Below are 18,675 nucleotides of genomic sequence, written 5' to 3' on the forward strand. Positions count from 1 at the left end.
ATTTACTAAAATTCAGATTTATGTAGCATCAAAAGTACAATATTATTCATTAAAACAGCATCCTTAAAGGAGCAATAATTAAAAAACTCAAAAGCAAGAATTTTATTATTTCTTAAAAAAAGAAAATGGTTTTACAGCATTCATTATGAATTCTGTAAAACCATACTTATAGAAACCGAAATAGTATTAAGCTCCAGTACTATCCGCTGCCGCAACTGGGGCTGCGGGAGTAGATGGTCCGTAAAGGATATCTTTGATGGCTGCAGTGCGAGCCTCAAGCTCTGGCTTAGCCGTATAAGTTACTTTTAATTGTCTTGCCGAAGAATCTGGACCTAGTCCATATACATATTCGTCGCCTTCATTTACGTCTTTTTGTTCTATGCGGTTGTTGTTCTGATATGTACAAGAAGCCATCGCCAACAAAGAGAAAAGGAATACTATGTTCTTTTTCATTATGAAATATATATCATTTAAATTTGCACAAATTTAAAATGAGCAATCCAAAAAGCCAAAGTTTATTTTAATTATTAAATACTTATAATCTAAAAGCCCGATTGGGAGTGTAAAAATGCGATACGATGTAGTTGTGATTGGAGGCGGAATAGTAGGTTTGGCCACTGCACTTAATTTAAAAAAAGCCAATCCACAACTTAGACTGGTACTTTTAGAAAAAGAAGACAAACTAGCCGCACACCAAACAGGACACAATAGCGGCGTAATTCATTCAGGACTTTATTACAAACCAGGTAGCTTAAAAGCCAAAAACTGCATAGAAGGCTACAATATGCTAATTGATTTTTGCAACGAAAACGATGTAAAGTATGAATTGTGTGGTAAAATAGTGGTTGCAACCAATGAACAACAACTTCCTTTGCTCGATACATTATTTGAAAGAGGTGTGCAAAATGGATTAGAAGGCTTAGAAATGCTAAACCGAGATCAACTTAGAGCAATAGAACCGCATGTAGCTGGGATAGCAGGCATAAAAGTACCTCAAACGGGTATTATTAATTACACAAAGGTTTCAGAAAAATATGCAGAAAATATTCAAAAACTGGATGGCGAAATAAAACTTGGAGAAAAAGTATCCTCAATAGCTGATCACGATGGATTCTCTACAGTGATAACCAACAAGGGAAGCTACGAAACTACTTTAGTAGTAAACTGTGCCGGTTTATATTCAGACAAAGTGGCTCAGTTTACAGAAAAAGATAAAATAAATTTAAGAATTATACCTTTCAGAGGGGAATATTATGAGATAAAACCTGAAAAGCAATATCTGGTTAAACACCTGATTTACCCTGTACCTGATCCAAATTTCCCTTTCCTTGGTGTGCATTTCACGAGAATGGTTGACGGCGGAATAGAAGCTGGGCCAAATGCAGTCTTGGCTTTTAGAAGAGAAGGTTACAAAAAACTTTCTTTTGATTTTTCTGAATTTAAAGAAACCTTGGCATGGCCTGGATTCAGAAAAGTGGCAGGCAAATATTGGAAAACTGGCCTTGGCGAGTATTACCGTTCGTTTTCGAAAGCGGCATTTACAAAAGCTTTGCAAGCTTTGATTCCAGAACTTGAGAAAGATGACTTAATACCAGGCGGTTCTGGGGTAAGAGCACAAGCTTGCGATTATGATGGCGGTCTTTTGGATGATTTTGCAATTATCGAAAACAAACAATCAATCAATGTTTGCAATGCACCATCTCCTGCGGCTACTTCATCTTTGGCAATTGGCAAGAGTGTGGCAGAAATGGTATTAAAAAGGCTTAAATAAATTAAAAAAAGTATTAAATAGCCCAAAACACCCTATTTCTTAATTATAATATTTAGTTTTGTTTTTCAAAAATTCTCTGAAAACTAGATGAGCCCAGAGTCCATTGTTTTTTTTAATCTCATATTTTACTTAGGGGGTTTTATCTTGCTTCTAAGTCTAAACAATTCGATTTTTAAAGAATTTTCGGGTGGTATATCTATAGTATTGAGCATTTTAGGTATCATTTTTTCTTCAAGCCTTGAATTACCCTCTACCGAGTATTTTTATGTATCATACAAATGGTTGCATCTTGGAAGTACGCAAATAAACTTTAAAATACTTATAGACAACCAGACCTATTTTATGTACTTTTTAGTACAAATAATAGCCTTTTTTGTCAATCTATTTTCACTAAAATACCTTAATGAAGATGCTGGAAAAAATCGTTTTTTTGCTTTTCTAAACCTCTTCATTTTTTCGATGTTAGGTTTGATTTTGGCAGGAAATATTTTCCAATTGTATTTCTTTTGGGAATTGGTCGGATTTTGTTCTTATTTGTTGATAGGGTTTTGGTACACCAAAAAATCTGCAAATTCAGCTGCCATCAAGGCTTTTTTAATCAATAGAATGGGTGATGCATTCCTGTTAGCAGGTATTTTCCTTCTGTATTATTTGTACGGAACACTAGATTTTGATGCTTTAAAAACTGCCAAAATTAGTTCAGGACTAGGACTAACAGCTTTTATTTCCACCCATGGATTACAAACTTTGGCCATTTTATTAGTATTTGGAGGCGTAACTGCAAAATCTGCTCAGTTTCCTTTACAAGTTTGGCTCCCAGATGCTATGGAAGGACCTACGCCTGCTTCCGCTCTGATTCACGCCGCCACAATGGTTGTAGCTGGAGTATTTCTTTTAGGCAGAATCTCACCAATTATCACTACTGAGGCAGGTTTGACGATTGCTTTGGTTGGAGGATTTACGAGCGTCATTGCAGCTATTTCAGCCATTTTTCAATATGATATCAAGAAGGTTTTGGCCTATTCTACAATATCCCAATTGGGCTTTATGGTTACTGGAATGGGAATAGGTGCAGTTGGAGCTTCGTTTTTTCATTTATCTGCTCATGCGTTTTTTAAAGCTGGCTTGTTTCTCTGTGCCGGAGCCGTTATAAGTTATATGCACCACGAGCAGGACATGCGAAAAATGGGAAATTTAATTCTAAAAATTCCAGTAATATTTTATGCTTATTTGATTTGTGCGGCGTCACTTGTTGGTTTGCCATTTACTTCAGGTTTTTTATCAAAAGACTCTCTTCTGAATGCAGCTGTGGCTTATGGACTTAGTGATGGCTATTATAGTTTAAAAATTTTAGTGCCAATATTTATGGGCATTACTTCATTTTTGACTTCTTTTTATGTCATAAGGCAGGTTGTAATGGTATTTTTTCAAAGACAAGAAAACCCCATGGAAAAAATTATCAGCAGCACAAAAAAAACCGTTGGAGATGCTTATAAATCTTTTCAGGATATTCTCAATGCCGACAACGAATCACTTGGTCAGGATTATATTATAAATTTTGTAAGAAATTTGGGCGTATATGATATTTCTGTGATGGGATTGGCCATTTGTTCCACTTGGTTTTTGTTTTCTGACTCTCCATTTTCTTTTGAAAACGTATGGTTCCTAAAGGTTTTCGGACAATCTCATGAGCATTTTGCGTGGATTCCTTGGTTAGTTGGCTTTTTGTTTATTTTGGCACTTATAATTGGTTACAATACTACGTTTGATGAACTCAGGATGTATTATTTAGGTGAAGCACGAACAGGATGGAAACAAAAGCTTTTCAAATCAGCTAAAATGCATTTTTATATTGGTGAGTTTTATTCTAGTATTTTTCATCGATTTGTGGCCAATAAGCCCTTTGTAGAAATGGAGAATGCTATGCAGCACCAGACTGATGACTTTTTAGAAAGACAGACAGGTTTGGCACATTGGCTTCAAAAATTCGAAACAGACATTGTAGACCTTTTTATAAAAAAAATTACCTCGGTATTTTTATCTTTGTCCGCCTATAGTGCCAAGACCGATGATAAAATCATTGATGGCTTAGTATTAAAAACATCTGGTGGACTTAAATCCTTGGGCGATAAAATCCGTAAGGTACAATCTGGCCAAATACAATTTTATATTTTGGGTATGTTGCTTGTTTTTTTAACCATCGTTTTAATTAAAATTATAATATACTAAAATGCAGTCTGGCTTATTAAGTTCTCTAATAATATTACCGCTGATTGCGTCAATCATTGTATTGTTGTTGCCAGCAGCGTACAAGGCATCTTATCGTTGGATATCTTTAATAACTCAAATTTTGCTCTTGATTAATGTCGGAACATTGATAGGAGCATTTGATCCTCAGAAAAACGAATATCAGTTTTTGGAGCATTATGAATGGATTAGATTGACTTTAGGCAATAGCTCAATACTTTCTATTGATTATATTATTGGTTTAGATGGGCTCAGTTTGGCCATGGTATCGCTTTCAGTATTGGTTTTTTTTATAGCAAACATCTCTTCTTTTTCAATAGCTAAAAAAGAAAAAGCTTATTTCAGCTTATTTCTTTTATTAACAGCCACGGTTATCGGATGTTTTGTGGCAATTGATTTCTTCTTGTTTTTCATATTTTTCGAGTTTATGCTCTTGCCTATGTACTTTTTGATAGGTATTTGGGGAGGACCAAACAAAGCCTATGCTTCTTTGAAATTCATTATTTATACGCTTGTGGGCTCGGTGATGATTTTGGTGGTTATGATTGCTTTGGCGATGAGCAATGTAGATGAATTTTTTACAAGTGAATACAAAACAACAGTTTTCAGTTTTGATTTTAGGATTCTATCAGATACAAATAATCTACTGAAAGGCTCATTATTAAGTATCCAAAATCCTATTAAAATATTTGGTGTAAATGCCCGTGACTTTATGTTTTTGTTGCTTTTCATTGGCTTTGGCATAAAACTTCCTATGGTGCCGTTTCATACATGGTTGCCTGATGCCCACGTAGAAGCTCCTACACCAATTTCGGTTGTGTTGGCAGGTATTTTACTTAAAATTGGTGGTTATGGCTTGATTCGAATTGCTTATGGCTTTTTCCCAGATGTGGCCACGAACTACAGTTTGTTAATATCCATAATGGGTTTAATTTCTATTCTGTATGGTGGATTTAATGCATTGGCACAAAAAGACCTTAAAAAACTGATAGCCTATTCTTCAATATCACACATGGGCTTTGTCTTGATCGGTATTGCAGCTTTTAATGTCGAAGGATTCAATGGGGCAATTTTCCAAATGTTTAGCCACGGTTTGTTATCATCTATGTTGTTTTTGGTTGCTGGAGTACTGTATGAAAGGACACATAATAGAGAGATTGCAAACTTTAAAGGTTTAGCCAAAAACATGCCCCTATTTACAGTAATGGTTGCTATTGCATTCTTTGGTTCTTTAGGATTACCTTCTTTATCTGGCTTTATCGGCGAATTTTTCACTTTATTTGGTAGTTTCCAATCTTCCAAAATACCTAAAGTAATTCCAGTTTTGGGTGTTTTAGGAATTGTACTTTCGGCTGTTTATTTACTTTGGACATTTCAGAAAATGTTTTTTGGAGAGTTTTGGACAAAAGAAGAATTTAAGAAAAGCCTAACAGATTTGGATCAGAAAGAAATATTCATGCTTAGCACTTTGGGAGCTTTAACTTTGTTATTCGGCATTTTTCCAAATTTACTTTTTGACCTAATAAACCCCACTGTAATCCATCTTTTTAAATGATAGCTTTACAGGAAATACTCCATAGCACCCAACAGATACTTCCTGAGTGGCTCCTTGCCATAGGGATTTTGGCATTGGTACTTGTGATTTCTTTCGGCAAACCGGAATCAAAACTCCCTTACGGACTTTCGTTTATTTTAATCCTAACTTACACGCTGAGCGTAACTTTTTTCTATTCTGATTTAGCCAACAAAAGTATAAGTTTATATTCAGGCATGTTGATTTTAGACAAAACCAGTATATTTTTCAAACAACTTTTGGGTATTTCGGCCATAATTTTTATGGTACACAGTAGACTTTTTAGATACAAATTTGAAGGTGAAATATATTTCCTGATACTCTGTGTTATCTTAGGATTGAGTTTTTTGTCCATGACTACTCACTTTTTAGTGATTTATATTGCTGTGGAGCTAGCATCTATATCGTCTTATATATTAGTGGCTTCTAAAAAGCAAAAAACCAATTTTGAGGCTGCTATTAAATACCTGATTTTTGGGGCAGCAAGTAGTGCTATAATGCTTTATGGAATTTCGTTTTTTTACGGCATTAGTCATACATTAAATTTTACGGATCCAATTTTTTTGAAATTCACAAATACTAACTCACCCTTAATCATTCAGGTTTTGTCGTTCATGTTTTTAGGTGGATTATTCTTTAAAATTGCAGCAGCACCATTTCATAGTTGGGTTCCAGATGTTTATGAAGTTACCACTACCCCTATCATTTCGTTCTTGTCTTTTGCTCCAAAAGCAATTGGCGTTTTAGTGGTAGCCAGAGTAGCTCAAGCAAACTTTGCAGACATTAATCCTGTACTTTTACTTATTATATTTTTATCATTAATTTTTGGCAATTTGGCCGCTTTATGGCAAACCAACTTAAAAAGAATGTTGGGGTATTCGGGTATTGCTCAAGCAGGTTTTATATTAATTGGCTTATTAAAAGGCCCTCAATCTGATTTTTACGGTGCGTTCTTTTATATTCTGACCTATTTACCAATCACAATGGGGGCGTTTTTTCTTGCGGATATTCTATACAAACAAACTGGGAGTGACGAATTAGAAGATTATAAAGGACTTGGTCAAAAACACATATTTTTAGGTATAAATGCTGTAATCATAATGATGGCACTGATTGGCTTACCTCCTACCATAGGATTTATGGCCAAACTAATGGTTTTCAGCTCTATCATTAACCTTGGCGATGCTTTAGGGAGTTCCGTTTATTATGGATTACTTATATTTGGATTATTAAATGCCGCTATTTCAATATATTATTACCTAAAGGTCCCTTATATTATGTTGATAAAGACCGCCTACAAGCAACCCAAATACGCTCCGAATTATCTACTTTCAATTGTATTAACTTACTTTAGTCTCTCTCTTTTGATATTTTTCTTCTTCCCTGATTTTGGAACTGAATGGATTAAGGCAGTTTTGTTTTAATTCAGTTTTATGAATTTTGATTTTAAAATTGTGAAAATCAATTTTATGCATTAATATCATTCCTAAAACTCTTATTGTTAAGCTATTGTTAATCACCGTTTAATATTTTATTTTTTCAATAAAGTATTACAATTTTATATTGAAATCGAACTCGGATATAAAAAATAAAGCTCTTAGGATTTCACAAAACTAAAAAAAACAGCCTTAGATTTAAACAGATTTACTTTCGAAATATTTGAGACAAAAAACAATTGATTCTGATTTTTAGAACCTTGTTGGTAGAATATTTTGAATTTAACATAGAACAAACAAAATGAAGAAAATGAAAAAAGAACGAGTTTTAAGTATTGAAATGGCCAAGAACAAAAAATTCCATTTTTGGATTTCTAGCATTTCTTTATTGATATTTTTATTACTAATGAAAGTATCAGGTTTTGCCCAAAAAAGTAAACTTGAAACTGAAAACGGCATGATAACCTCGATTGCGGTTTATGATGCAGATATACGTAAAGACATTCTGGTAGCTTGCCAAAATCCGAATATATTAAGTGAAATAAAAAACCTTAAAGATAAGGATCAAAAGGCTTTTCAGAATCTAATAAAGACTTTTGATCAGAAAAAACAAGGTTGGTTTTACGAATTAACCCGTTTCCCTGATTTATTGCAAAAACTTGCAGCAGAAGGAAAAGGCTTAAGCAAATCTGAAGTTAAAAACATGTTGCCAACTCAAGATGCAACGCTAGAAGAAGCCGCTTGGGAATTGTATCGCAACAATAACCGCGATTTAGTAGCAGTTGACAATTTGAACAAGCAAATAAGCGACAATTTTAACCAGCTTATTGGCGGCTTAGACAATAATGCTCAGTCGGCATTTAATAATCTTTCAAAATATCCTGATGTCCTTAATTTTCTGACAAACAATATAGAAATGGCAGAAAAAGTTGGTTACAGATATGCCAACGACAGAAATGCTTTGATGGACGAATTGGCCGAAAAACACGATAGCCAAATATTGGAGAATGAAAAAGAAATGGCACTTTACAAGCAGCAAATAGAGGAAGATCCAGATGCTGCCAAAGAGCTGAGTCAAGCCACACAAGACTATGCAAATGATAATGGCTATATTTTGCCTCAAAATAGAAATTATTACGTAAATAATTATTATTCAAACCCTTACTCCTACTGGTTTGGATATCCTACTTGGTATAGTTCGCCTTTGTGGTATCCTGGTGCGTATTGGAACTCATTCGGATTTTCTTATGGACTAGGTGGTTTTGGATTTTATGCTTATCCATCTTTCGGTTTTTCAAACTGGTTCTACGGACGTGGATACTACAACAGATATCCTTCACTTTATCGTAGATTTGGAAACTACTACAATTCGCCTAGAAGCTATGCTAGATATGGCAGATACAGCGGATTTAGGAGTGCTGCAAACGGACATTATTCCAATAGCAGAAATGGATACAATTCTGATAGAAGAAATGGCTACTCAAGAGGAAATGCTTATGCTAGCAACAATTCAAATAGAAACAATAGCTACGGTTCATCAAGAGGAAATAGTAGTAGCTACGGTAGAAATGGAAATACCTCTTCAAATAGCAGTAGAAATAGCTCTTACTCAAGCAGAGGAAACAATAATAATAGCAGAAACGGAAATTCAAACTACAATAGCGACAATAGTTCTTCAAGAAACAACAGTTCTGGACGTATAAACATTGGAAGTTTGAGTAGAGAAAGCAGTAGCTATTCAAGAAATAATAGTGGCCTTAGAAATAGCAGCGGAAGCAATAGCCAATCTTCAAGTACATACGGAAGAAGCAGTCAAGGCACCAGCAATAGAAGCTCTGGTACCTCTTCAAGCTCAATAGGAAGAAATAGTAGAAACAGCTCATCGAACAGTAGTCCGAGTTATAATAATCGTAGCTCAAGCTCATCGTCGAGAAGTAGTGGAAGAATTAGTTCTTCAAGCCCAAGTAGAAGTTCTGGCAGTGTAAGAAGTTCTAGTGGCAGCCGAAGCTCAGCAGGCAGTGGTCGAGGCGGAAGTAGCTTTAGTGGCGGTAGAAGACATTAAAAAATCAAATAAAAAAAAGCGAATTCAAGATTCGCTTTTTTTTATGAACAATAATATATTTATGAATTATTAATACTTGGCCGCTTGACCAGTTTTTGGTGTAGTATTTTTTATAAATTCTCTTAAATCCTCATTGGCTTGCTTTAGGTCTTCCCTTCTCAAATACATCATGTGGCCAGAACGATATCCTTTCCAGCTTAATCTTTCTTTTGTTTTACCGCTCTGATCCATTTGCCAAAGATTAAACTTGGCATTAAAATAATCACAAGCTCCATCATAATAACCCGATTGCGTTAAAACATGCAAGTACGGATTCTGTGCCATTGCTAGTCTAAGATTCTCGGCAAGATTGACATCATCACGCTCCCAAGGATGCACAGGCCCAAACATGTTGTATTTCAAATCCGTCTTAAAGTTCAATTCTTCTCTTAGGTACATATTGATAGGCGGTGTAAACGAATGTAGCCACGAAGTCAACTCGGCATTGTATTCAGGTTTTTCGCCACCATCTTTAGAATCAATCCCTAAATACCTAGAATCAAGCCTTCCCACTGTATACCCACGATCACGCAACAATTCTTTCCAAAAATGATTGGTCGAAATCCTTAGATTATTTTGCATTAATACTTCTTCAGACAAACCAGAATATTTCGACATTTTTGAAGCAATAGCCTTTTTATCAGCTTCAGGTAAAAACCCTCCTTTTGCCAACGCCGGAATCAACTCTTTTACTGTAAAATCCTCAACTTCTGGCAACATATCTGTTAAATCTTTACTTTGTAGGCCAGCACCTAAAGCTTTGTGATACCAAGCTACTGCCGAAAAATAAGGCAATCTTAAAGCGTCGCCCATAGTTTCGTCTCTTTTAATTCCTAAATCAGTAGGCGAAACAAGAACTACACCATTTAGATACATCCAATGGTTGCTCTGAAGTTCCAAGGCCATGCCTGAAACCCTATTAGTTCCATAACTTTCACCAATGATATATTTAGGAGAAGCCCAACGGTTGGCTCTGCTTACAAATGTATTCAACCACTCCGAAAGATATTTAATGTCCGCTTTTACCCCAAAAAATGTTGACTTTGGTGTTTCTGCATTTACAATTCTCGAAAAACCAGTATTAATTGGATCTATAAAAATAATATCTGCTACATCAAGAATAGAATAAGGATTGTCTTTATAACCATAAGGCTGTACTGGATAGCCTTCATCATCGATATTCAAGACTTTCGGGCCAGTGTAAGCTATATGCATCCAAACTGAAGCCGAGCCAGGACCTCCGTTAAATGAAAACACCAATGGTCTCGTGGATTTATCTTTTATATCCGAACGCTCATAATAAGTATAAAAGCATGAAGCAATGATTTTGCCAGCTTCGTCCCAAACTGGTATAGTTCCAGCAGTAGTTTTATAAGGAACTTTTTGCCCTTTTACTGTTATTTCTCCATTAGTCACCACGCTCATATCGGGATCTAGGACCCTAGAGTTTGAAACTTGAGCCTTAGTCTCAACTTTAGTTGTTACGGTAATCGGTGTTTCTGCTTTTTTATTCTGAGCTTGAGCTAAAGAAAATGCTCCAATCAAAAAACTCCAAAGTATAGTTTTTTTCATAGTATTATTTATTATAGTTTATTGCTTCTAAAAGACTCTCCATATTGCTGTCGCTTACCGGAATTTCAAATTTCCCAATTGTTATTCTATGATTTCGAATCGATTCTATTTTTTCAAGATTTACGATAAAGGACTTTTGAACTCTTAAAAACTTCTTTGAAGGCAGCTTCTCCTCTATTCCTTTTAAAGTCGACTTAGTCAAAATCGGGTGAACAGCATTGGTTACATATATTTTAATATAATCCTTAAGCCCCTCAATATGAATAATTTGGTCAAAATTTATTTTTACCAAAGAATACTCCACATTTACAAACATATAGGTTTGCTCCTCAATTTTATCCTCAGATTTTAAAAGTTTATAAAACTCTCTCGCTTTTAGTGCGGCTTTTGTAAATCTCTCCAAACTAACAGGTTTCATCAAATAATCTATTACTTGAAGGTCATAGCTTTCTACTGCATATTGCTCATATGCAGTTACAAAAATCACCATTGGTTTTATGGTAAGACTTTCTAAAAGTTGCGTACCGGTCATTCCTGGCATCTGAATATCCAAAAACACTAAATCTATTTTCTCCGTTTGTAAAAGTTCAATAGCTTCGAAAGCGTTTTTACAAGTGCCTACCAATTCTAAAAAAGGAAGTTGACTTATGTTTTCTTCAAGCAATTTTCTGCCTAACATCTCATCGTCAACCGCTATACATCGAATTTTAGAATTCATATTTTGTTTTTTAAATCTAACATTAAAATTACTTCAAAAATACCATCCGAATTATTCATTATTAGCTTGTGTGTTTTAGGATACAATAACTCTATCCTTCTCTTTACATTTCTAATTCCAATACCAGAATTAGGGTCTTTTTGCTCTTTTTTTTCTGCTCCAACTAAATTTTTCACAGAAAACTCAAATTTATTATCATCTTTAAAATCTATCAGAATATCAATTTTGGGATCTTTTAAAAAACCAACCCCATGTTTGAAAGCGTTTTCCACAAATGGTATCAAAAGCATTGGTTCTATCATTTTAGAACCTGGCTCGCCTTTCATCTCTAGGTTTATTTTTACATCCTCTCCAAACCTCACATTTTGCAATTTAACATAATTCTCAAGATATTCTATCTCTTTCTCAAGCAATACTTGCTTATTTTCAGTTTCATAAAGCATGTATCTGATTAAGTTTGAAAGCTCTAAGGTTACATTTTCTGCACTTTTTGATTTTGTTCTGATTAAATAAACTATGCTATTGAGTACATTAAAAATAAAGTGAGGACTAATTTGAGATCTCAAAAAAGACAACTCAGATTTTAAACGCTCAGCCTGCTCCTCTTGGTTTTTTTTAGATTGACTAATCATGAAAATAATAAACCCATACAAAGTACTCATGGAAATAATAAAAAGAACAGGAAACAATGTTCTAGTATCATAAATCCTAATTGGATATTTATCAATCAGATAATCCTTTAAAAAATAATAAGAAACCAAAAAGACTACAAAAAGTAAAAGCAAGCTTAAAATATAACTTGTAACCTGACCTTTCGGAAGAAATTTTTGGATCAAAAATTCAGAATTAAAATAAAAAAAAGGCATTGAAAAAAAACCTAATGGCAAGAGTTTTTTCAATAGTTCATATCGCTCTTGATCGCCTTCCATAATCGAGTTGAGGATGGGCAGAACCAACCAAAAAAACCAAAATATTACATGAAATAATATCCTGAACAATAAATCACTTGAAATTTTATTTTTAAAAAATTGCACTACATTAATAATTGTAAAGTATGCAATATCTTAATAATTCTCGAATTTGAAACAAATACAAGACAAAATTTAGAATTGAATAGATTTATGATTTGAATTTATCGCAATTAGGCTAAATCCTCGATAATTGACCTTTTATCCTCATTAAATATGTATTTATCGAATATCAAAAGAATAGAAAACCTTTTGGCCATAATTTTGTTTTAAATTCTATTACAAAAACTATTTTATGACTAAGCACTTCATCGCAATTATTTTATTTCTAGGGACTTTCGCTCAAGCACAAATGCCAACTACCAATTCTGGAGGAGACGGAAAAATATCCGGAAACCTGATAGACAGTCTTTCAAATGACCCAATAGAATTTGCAACTTTGGCACTTTTTAAGGTAAAAGACTTGAGCAAACCTATAGACGGGACTGTAACAGACGACAAGGGAAAGTTTACGCTTAAAAACCTTGCTGAAGGAAAATACGCAGTAAAATTTACCTCGATTGGTTTTAAAGACAAAACCATTTTTTTAGAAGAAATAACCTCAAAAAATCGTGTAATCAACCTTAAAGATATTTTACTATCAACCGATGCAAAAGTATTAAACGAAGTAGTGGTTACTGGCCAAGGAGCAGTGGTAGAGGAGAGAGTAGATAGATTGATTTATAATGCTGACAAAGATATTGCTTCAAAGGGCGGTGATGCTTCAGATGTATTACGAAAAGTGCCTCTTTTGAGTGTGGATTTGGACGGTAACGTATCATTGAGAGGAAGCTCAAGTATCAGAGTGTTAATTAACAACAAGCCTTCCACTATAATGGCGGCAAGTGTTGCAGATGCTCTAAAACAAATACCAGCAGATCAAATAAAAACAGTGGAAGTAATAACCTCACCATCATCAAAATATGATGCTGAAGGCTCTACAGGTATAATTAATATAATTACAAAAAAGAATAATCTGGAAGGATATTCTTTAAGTACCAACTTAGGTGCAGGTAACCGAGGAGGCAACCTTGGTCTTAACGGTAGTTTGAGAGCAGGGAAATTTGGAATGACCTTAGGTGGATGGGGAAGAATGGGTTTTAACCCAGCTAAAACTACCTTCGAACAAAGTACTAAGAGCTCTGAAAAAATATATAAAACTGTTCAAGACGGAACTTCAAATGACCAAATGTCTTATGGCAGGTATTCAATCGGTGCAGATTATGACATCTCTAAAACCAAATCATTATCAGGAGGAGCGAGATTTGGAACCAGAAGCTCTAGTAGAAACCAAGACTTGGGTATTTCAAGATTTGAAGACGCTACACTTTTAAGCAATACGTTACAAAGAATAGAGTCTATTACACCATCAAATAGCTGGGATTTTAATATTGACTATCTTCATATTATCAAACCTCAGAAAGAATTTAGTATTTCGACACTTTATAGTAGAAGCACTGCAAATTCTGATTTTACGAATACACCAATTGGAAATCCTGAATTAGAGAAATTTGCTTTGACCAACAACAACAACAACCTAAATCAGGAGTTTACTTTTCAAATGGACTATCAAACACCAATAAAGAAAAATCAATTAATAGAATTTGGAGGAAAAGGAATTTTTAGATTGGTAAACAGTGACTTTAGCTATTTGATTGGTGGAGTATTAATTGAAGATCCTAAAAGACCAAATGGTTCATTAGATTACAATCAAAACATTGGGGCAACTTATATAGCATATACATACTCAACTAAAAGCAAATATACTTTCAAAGTAGGTACGCGATACGAAATTACGGATATCAAAGCTACCCAAAATGCAAATACAGAGATAAATATCGACCCTTACAACATTTTGGTGCCAAACGTGAATATCTCCAAAACTTTTGGAGGAAAATATACTGTAAAAACGGCTTATAATAGGAGAATTCAAAGACCAGGACTTCAGCAATTAAATCCTAACAGCAATCAGGTGAACCCGCAGAACATTCAAATTGGAAATCCAGAATTAAAACCTGAACTAACAGACAATATAGAAGCCAGCGTAAGTGCAAGTATCAAGAAAATTTATTTAAACTTGTCGCTTTTCTCAAGATCAACCAACAACTCAATAACACAAGTCACAAACCCCTCAGGATCAGACAATGGCGTGGTGATTACTTCTTACCAAAACATCGGACAAGACAAGGCCTACGGTCTGAATTTTTCTGGAAATCTCAGCTTGACCTCAAAATGGATGGTAAATGCAGGAATAGAGTCATTCTATAACTACATAACAGGACAAACGGCCTCTGCAACAGGCGTTTCTATACCATTGTCTAACGAAGGTTGGAATGTAAGCGGTAGATTGATGACGTTCATAACATTGCCAAAAGGATGGCAAGTGCAAGCCTTTAGTTTTGCCAGAGGTAGTCGAGTGTTGCCAATGGGTCGCCAAGGAGGCTTTGGGTACTATTCATTTGGATCAAGAAAAGAATTCAATAACAAAAAGGGGAGCATTGGACTATCCGCTCAAAACTTTTTGGCAAGTACAATGAAAATAAGGACGAATTTAGAGTCTCCTTTATTTAGCCAATCAAGCGTAAACTATATGTACAACCGTGGTATAAGTTTGAATTTCTCTTATAAAATTGGCAAAATGGGTGTAGATGCAATGCAGCCTAAAAAGAGAAGTAAAGGGGTAAAAAATGACGACGTGAAAGATGGCGGAGCTGACACTGGAAACCAACAAAGTGGCGGAGCACCTGCAGGAAGAAACTAATATTACTAAATATAAGATTTAAAACTTACCTCAAAAGGGTAAGTTTTTTTTATTTCAAAAACCAGATTTTCATGAGATAAAAAAACCAAGTTTGTATAAATCCAGCAAATAGAGCACAAAGGAGCATTTTCCATACAATCTCCGATTTTTTAAATCTAAAATTTAAAGCTAAAAAGCTTCCAACTATTGGCGTAAAAATGAAAGGGGTGAGAAATGCAATCCCCCAAAGACCCAATTTTGATTTTACCTTTACTCCTATTCTCGTGGTTTTAGTGAAAATCTTACGAGGTTTTTCACCTCTCCATTTCTGAATAACATCTCCCAAGAAACCTCCGCCGTAGATTACTAGAATAACTGTAATCATCATGCCAATAGCCGAAAATAGCGTTGTTTCCCACCATTTTAGATTAAAAGCCACACCAGCTATTGGACCACCAACAAACTTGATAGTGGCAGCAACAGCAACAGCTAAATATTCGGATAATTTCAACATAATACTACTGAAACAAAGAATTTGTGCTAGCTATTACAGGAAAAGAAAAAATATTTTAAAAAATTTCACATAGTATCTTGCATTACAAAGTACTATATTATATATTTGCATCATGAATTATGAAAAAGCTATAATTTTTTTTGACGAAAATGTTTAAAACAACAAAATTATGAATTTAGAAAATGCTCAAGTACAAATGCGAAAAGGCATTTTAGAGTATTGCATTTTGTTGATAATTTCGAGAGGCGAAGTTTACGCTTCCGAAATCCTTGACGAATTGCTTGATGCTAAAATAATGGTTGTGGAAGGTACACTTTACCCATTATTAACAAGACTAAAAAACGCAGAATTATTAGATTATCAATGGAAAGAGTCCACTTCGGGGCCGCCACGCAAATACTACATACTTACTGACAAAGGAAGTATGTTTTTAGAAGGATTAGACGCTACATGGATAGAACTCGCAGCCTCAGTCACCTCTATAATTGCCAAAACGAAAAAATAATTTAAAAAAATGAAAAAGACATTACAAATAACAATAGGTGGACTGATCTTCAATATAGAAGAAGACGCATACGCTAAGCTAAGCCAATATCTCGAAGCGATTAAAAAATATTTTTCGAGTTATGAAAGCTGCGAAGAAATAACGCAAGACATAGAAGGCCGAATAGCAGAAAAATTCTATGAAAAAAGTCAAAATGGTGGTGTAATAGAAATGGACGATGTAGACAAAATCATTAAGTCTATGGGAACCGTTTCGGATTTTGAGGCTATTCAAGAAGACGAAGACCTTTCTAAAGAACCAATTTCTGAAACTTCATCTGAAACAGAAAACCCAAGTGCAAACCACAACACCCCCCCTACCAAATTTTACAGAGACGGAAAAAACAAAGCTTTAGGAGGCGTTTTGTCTGGAATCGCTCATAGATTTGAATTTGATGTAGTTTGGGCAAGAATCTTATTCATTGTTTTAGGATTTGGATTGATAGATATCGGAATAGGCTTTTTTATTTTTGTAGCCTATTTTGTGTGTTGGATAGCTTTTCCTGAAAGAAACGACCTTGAAGAAAATAAAAAAATTAAGAAATTTTATAGAAATCCAGAGAACAAAGTACTGGGTGGGGTCGCAACAGGCCTAGCTTCCTACTTAAAAATGGACCTAGTTATAATAAGAGTACTTTTTGTAATAAGTGGATTCTTCTTAATAGGCATTTTACTTTATATTATTTTTTGGATAGTTGCTCCGACAGCTAATACTTTAACCCAAAAAATGGAACTTAAAGGCCAAGCAGTAACCATCGAAAATATAGAATCGACCATAAAAACCAATAGTATTTCGGAAGGTCCTCGACAAGAAAGTGCGATTGCAAAACTACTTTTGTTTCCTTTCAGATTGGTTGGTATTATACTTAAAGCTTTCAGTCGACTACTCAATCCCCTTGGATCAATAGTCAAAATATTTGCAGGCTTACTACTTTTAATATTAGGCACATCGTTAGCATTTGCTGCCCTAGTTAGCACAGGTGCCTTCTTTGGTGTTATTACACATAGCGATTGGTTCAACGGTGGTCATGTAATTGGACTTTTCAGCAAAGACATTCCAGCTATCGGCGGTTTCTTCGGGTTTCTTGCACTCTTCATTCCTGCCATTTCTATCATTTTGGTTGGCATCTCACTTTTAGTTGGGAAAAGACAAGGAAATCGAAACTTTTGGCTTACTATCCTTACTTTATGGCTAGCGGGAATATTAGGCGTAAGTGTAATCAGCACAAAATATGCTATGAATTTCTCTAGATCAAATAGTTATGAAGACGAAACTATACTTTCTACGCCTAAAGGAACACTCTATTTAGATGCAAAAGAAAGAGAATTTATGGATGATGACGTTTTTGATACAAGAGTTTCCATCGAAACTTCTCCGAATGAAAACTTAACACTAAAACAAAGGTTTATCTCCAAAGGAAGAACCAAAGAAGAAGCTATAGAAAATTCAAAAAAGATAAATTATTTGGTTACTCAAAGAGATTCTCTATTGATTTTTCCTGAAAATTTCATCATTGCAAATAATACACCTTTTCGAAATCAAAAAGTTATCACTACCCTCTATATACCTAAAAACCAACGCTTCAAAATGACATCCAACTTTGTCCATAGAGTATATAGCCAGTCTTGGAATCTCAAACGAAGATTTGGAATAGACTGGGAAGATATTCAAAAATATACTTTCATAATGGATGATAATGGGAAAGTGAAATGTGAGGACTGTCCTGAACTGACTGAAGATGAAAAAGAAGCTGTTGAAAGAAAAAATGACAGTGATGATAATTTTTATGCAGGTTCAGAATTTAACGAACACGGTGAGTTTCATAAAACAGTAAAAGTGGATGATTTTGAAAACATTAAATTCGGAGCAAACTATATCGTTACAATCAAACAAGGTACCGAAGCCTCTCTAGAAATATACAGTAATAGAGAAGAAGAGCTTAACGACATTGAAGCAAAAGTTAGAAACAGAACGCTAGAAATAGAATATGATGACCCTTTCAGAAAACATGACGCTGATATACATATCTATATCACAACCCAAAAGATCAAAGATTTGGATATTTCAGGTGCATCAATTGTTAAAGTTTTTGGTTTCGAAAACCTTGACAAACTGAATATAGAAATGGGCGGAGCCTCAAAAGCGGCATTCCAAGTAAAATCAGACAAAATAGATATTGATGCATCAGGTGCTTCTTTGATAACTTTCAAAGGCGAATGTAATACGCTAAGAGCTGAACTTTCTGGTGCAAGCGAGCTAAATACGAGAGATTGCAAAATCGAAAACGCAGACATAGAAGCTCATGGTGCAAGTGTAGCAAAACTAGGAAAAATCAAGAACTTACGCTCTGACACTAGTGGTGGAAGCAGTATAGAAAGAGAATAAAATTTCTCAGTTTCAGAAAGACCTCAAAGTTTTGCTTTTGAGGTCTTTTTTTTGTTTAAAAGCGAAA

At 34.6% G+C, this 18,675-nt stretch carries 13 protein-coding genes; 8 read left to right on the plus strand and 5 right to left on the minus strand.

Annotated elements, in window-relative coordinates; translation table 11 throughout:
* Window positions 1-186 precede the first annotated feature (186 nt).
* Window positions 187-453, minus strand: a complete 267-nt coding sequence (locus EGI22_RS21545; RefSeq protein ID WP_255070584.1) for a hypothetical protein — start codon at window positions 451-453, stop codon at window positions 187-189.
* Window positions 454-568: 115 nt separating this feature from the next.
* Between EGI22_RS21545 and lhgO the strand changes: the two genes are divergently transcribed.
* The 5 genes from lhgO to EGI22_RS21570 all read left to right on the plus strand — a co-directional run bounded on the left by lhgO (window position 569) and on the right by EGI22_RS21570 (window position 9,089).
* The gene (gene lhgO / locus EGI22_RS21550) at window positions 569-1,771 is read left to right on the plus strand and encodes an L-2-hydroxyglutarate oxidase (protein ID WP_255070585.1); all 1,203 of its coding nucleotides are present in this window, start codon (window positions 569-571) and stop codon (window positions 1,769-1,771) included.
* An 87-nt stretch (window positions 1,772-1,858) separates the two neighbouring features.
* The gene (locus EGI22_RS21555; RefSeq protein WP_255070587.1) at window positions 1,859-4,000 is read left to right on the plus strand and encodes an NADH-quinone oxidoreductase subunit L; all 2,142 of its coding nucleotides are present in this window, start codon (window positions 1,859-1,861) and stop codon (window positions 3,998-4,000) included.
* A 1-nt stretch (window position 4,001) separates the two neighbouring features.
* The gene (locus EGI22_RS21560; protein ID WP_255070588.1) at window positions 4,002-5,573 is read left to right on the plus strand and encodes a NuoM family protein; all 1,572 of its coding nucleotides are present in this window, start codon (window positions 4,002-4,004) and stop codon (window positions 5,571-5,573) included.
* Entirely contained in the window at window positions 5,570-7,015 is a 1,446-nt protein-coding gene (locus tag EGI22_RS21565) for an NADH-quinone oxidoreductase subunit N (protein WP_255070589.1), read from the plus strand. Before EGI22_RS21560 ends, EGI22_RS21565 begins: the two co-directional genes overlap by 4 nt.
* Window positions 7,016-7,337: 322 nt before the next feature.
* Window positions 7,338-9,089 (plus strand): hypothetical protein, encoded by a 1,752-nt coding sequence (locus EGI22_RS21570; protein ID WP_255070590.1) that lies wholly within the window; start codon window positions 7,338-7,340, stop codon window positions 9,087-9,089.
* A gap of 69 nt (window positions 9,090-9,158) precedes the next feature.
* On the opposite strand, the gene EGI22_RS21575 is transcribed toward EGI22_RS21570, so the two are convergent.
* The 3 genes from EGI22_RS21575 to EGI22_RS21585 are packed head-to-tail and all read right to left on the minus strand — an operon-like array spanning window position 9,159 to window position 12,347.
* On the minus strand, window positions 9,159-10,700 hold the full coding sequence (locus tag EGI22_RS21575) for a S10 family peptidase (protein WP_255070591.1): 1,542 nt from the start codon (window positions 10,698-10,700) through the stop codon (window positions 9,159-9,161).
* Window positions 10,701-10,704: 4 nt separating this feature from the next.
* Complete coding sequence (locus EGI22_RS21580; RefSeq protein WP_255070592.1) at window positions 10,705-11,418, minus strand: LytTR family DNA-binding domain-containing protein; 714 nt, start codon at window positions 11,416-11,418, stop codon at window positions 10,705-10,707.
* Window positions 11,415-12,347 (minus strand): sensor histidine kinase, encoded by a 933-nt coding sequence (locus tag EGI22_RS21585; RefSeq protein WP_255070593.1) that lies wholly within the window; start codon window positions 12,345-12,347, stop codon window positions 11,415-11,417. The genes EGI22_RS21580 and EGI22_RS21585 overlap by 4 nt, the downstream gene beginning before the upstream one ends.
* Window positions 12,348-12,681: 334 nt before the next feature.
* On the opposite strand from EGI22_RS21585, the gene EGI22_RS21590 reads away from it, so the two are divergent.
* On the plus strand, window positions 12,682-15,186 hold the full coding sequence (locus EGI22_RS21590) for a TonB-dependent receptor (RefSeq protein WP_255070594.1): 2,505 nt from the start codon (window positions 12,682-12,684) through the stop codon (window positions 15,184-15,186).
* 49 nt (window positions 15,187-15,235) lie between these two features.
* On the opposite strand, the gene EGI22_RS21595 is transcribed toward EGI22_RS21590, so the two are convergent.
* On the minus strand, window positions 15,236-15,679 hold the full coding sequence (locus EGI22_RS21595; protein WP_255070595.1) for a hypothetical protein: 444 nt from the start codon (window positions 15,677-15,679) through the stop codon (window positions 15,236-15,238).
* Between the two features lie 169 nt (window positions 15,680-15,848).
* Here EGI22_RS21595 and EGI22_RS21600 point away from each other — a divergent pair, with 169 nt between their 5' ends.
* Window positions 15,849-16,184: a PadR family transcriptional regulator gene (locus EGI22_RS21600; protein WP_255070596.1), complete on the plus strand. Its 336-nt coding sequence runs from the start codon at window positions 15,849-15,851 to the stop codon at window positions 16,182-16,184.
* Window positions 16,185-16,193: 9 nt separating this feature from the next.
* On the plus strand, window positions 16,194-18,608 hold the full coding sequence (locus EGI22_RS21605) for a PspC domain-containing protein (protein ID WP_255070597.1): 2,415 nt from the start codon (window positions 16,194-16,196) through the stop codon (window positions 18,606-18,608).
* The last annotated feature ends 67 nt before the right edge of the window (window positions 18,609-18,675 follow it).

Origin of the sequence: Lacihabitans sp. LS3-19 (assembly GCF_024343575.1) — a bacterium.
Taxonomy (GTDB): Bacteria; Bacteroidota; Bacteroidia; order Cytophagales; family Spirosomataceae; genus Leadbetterella.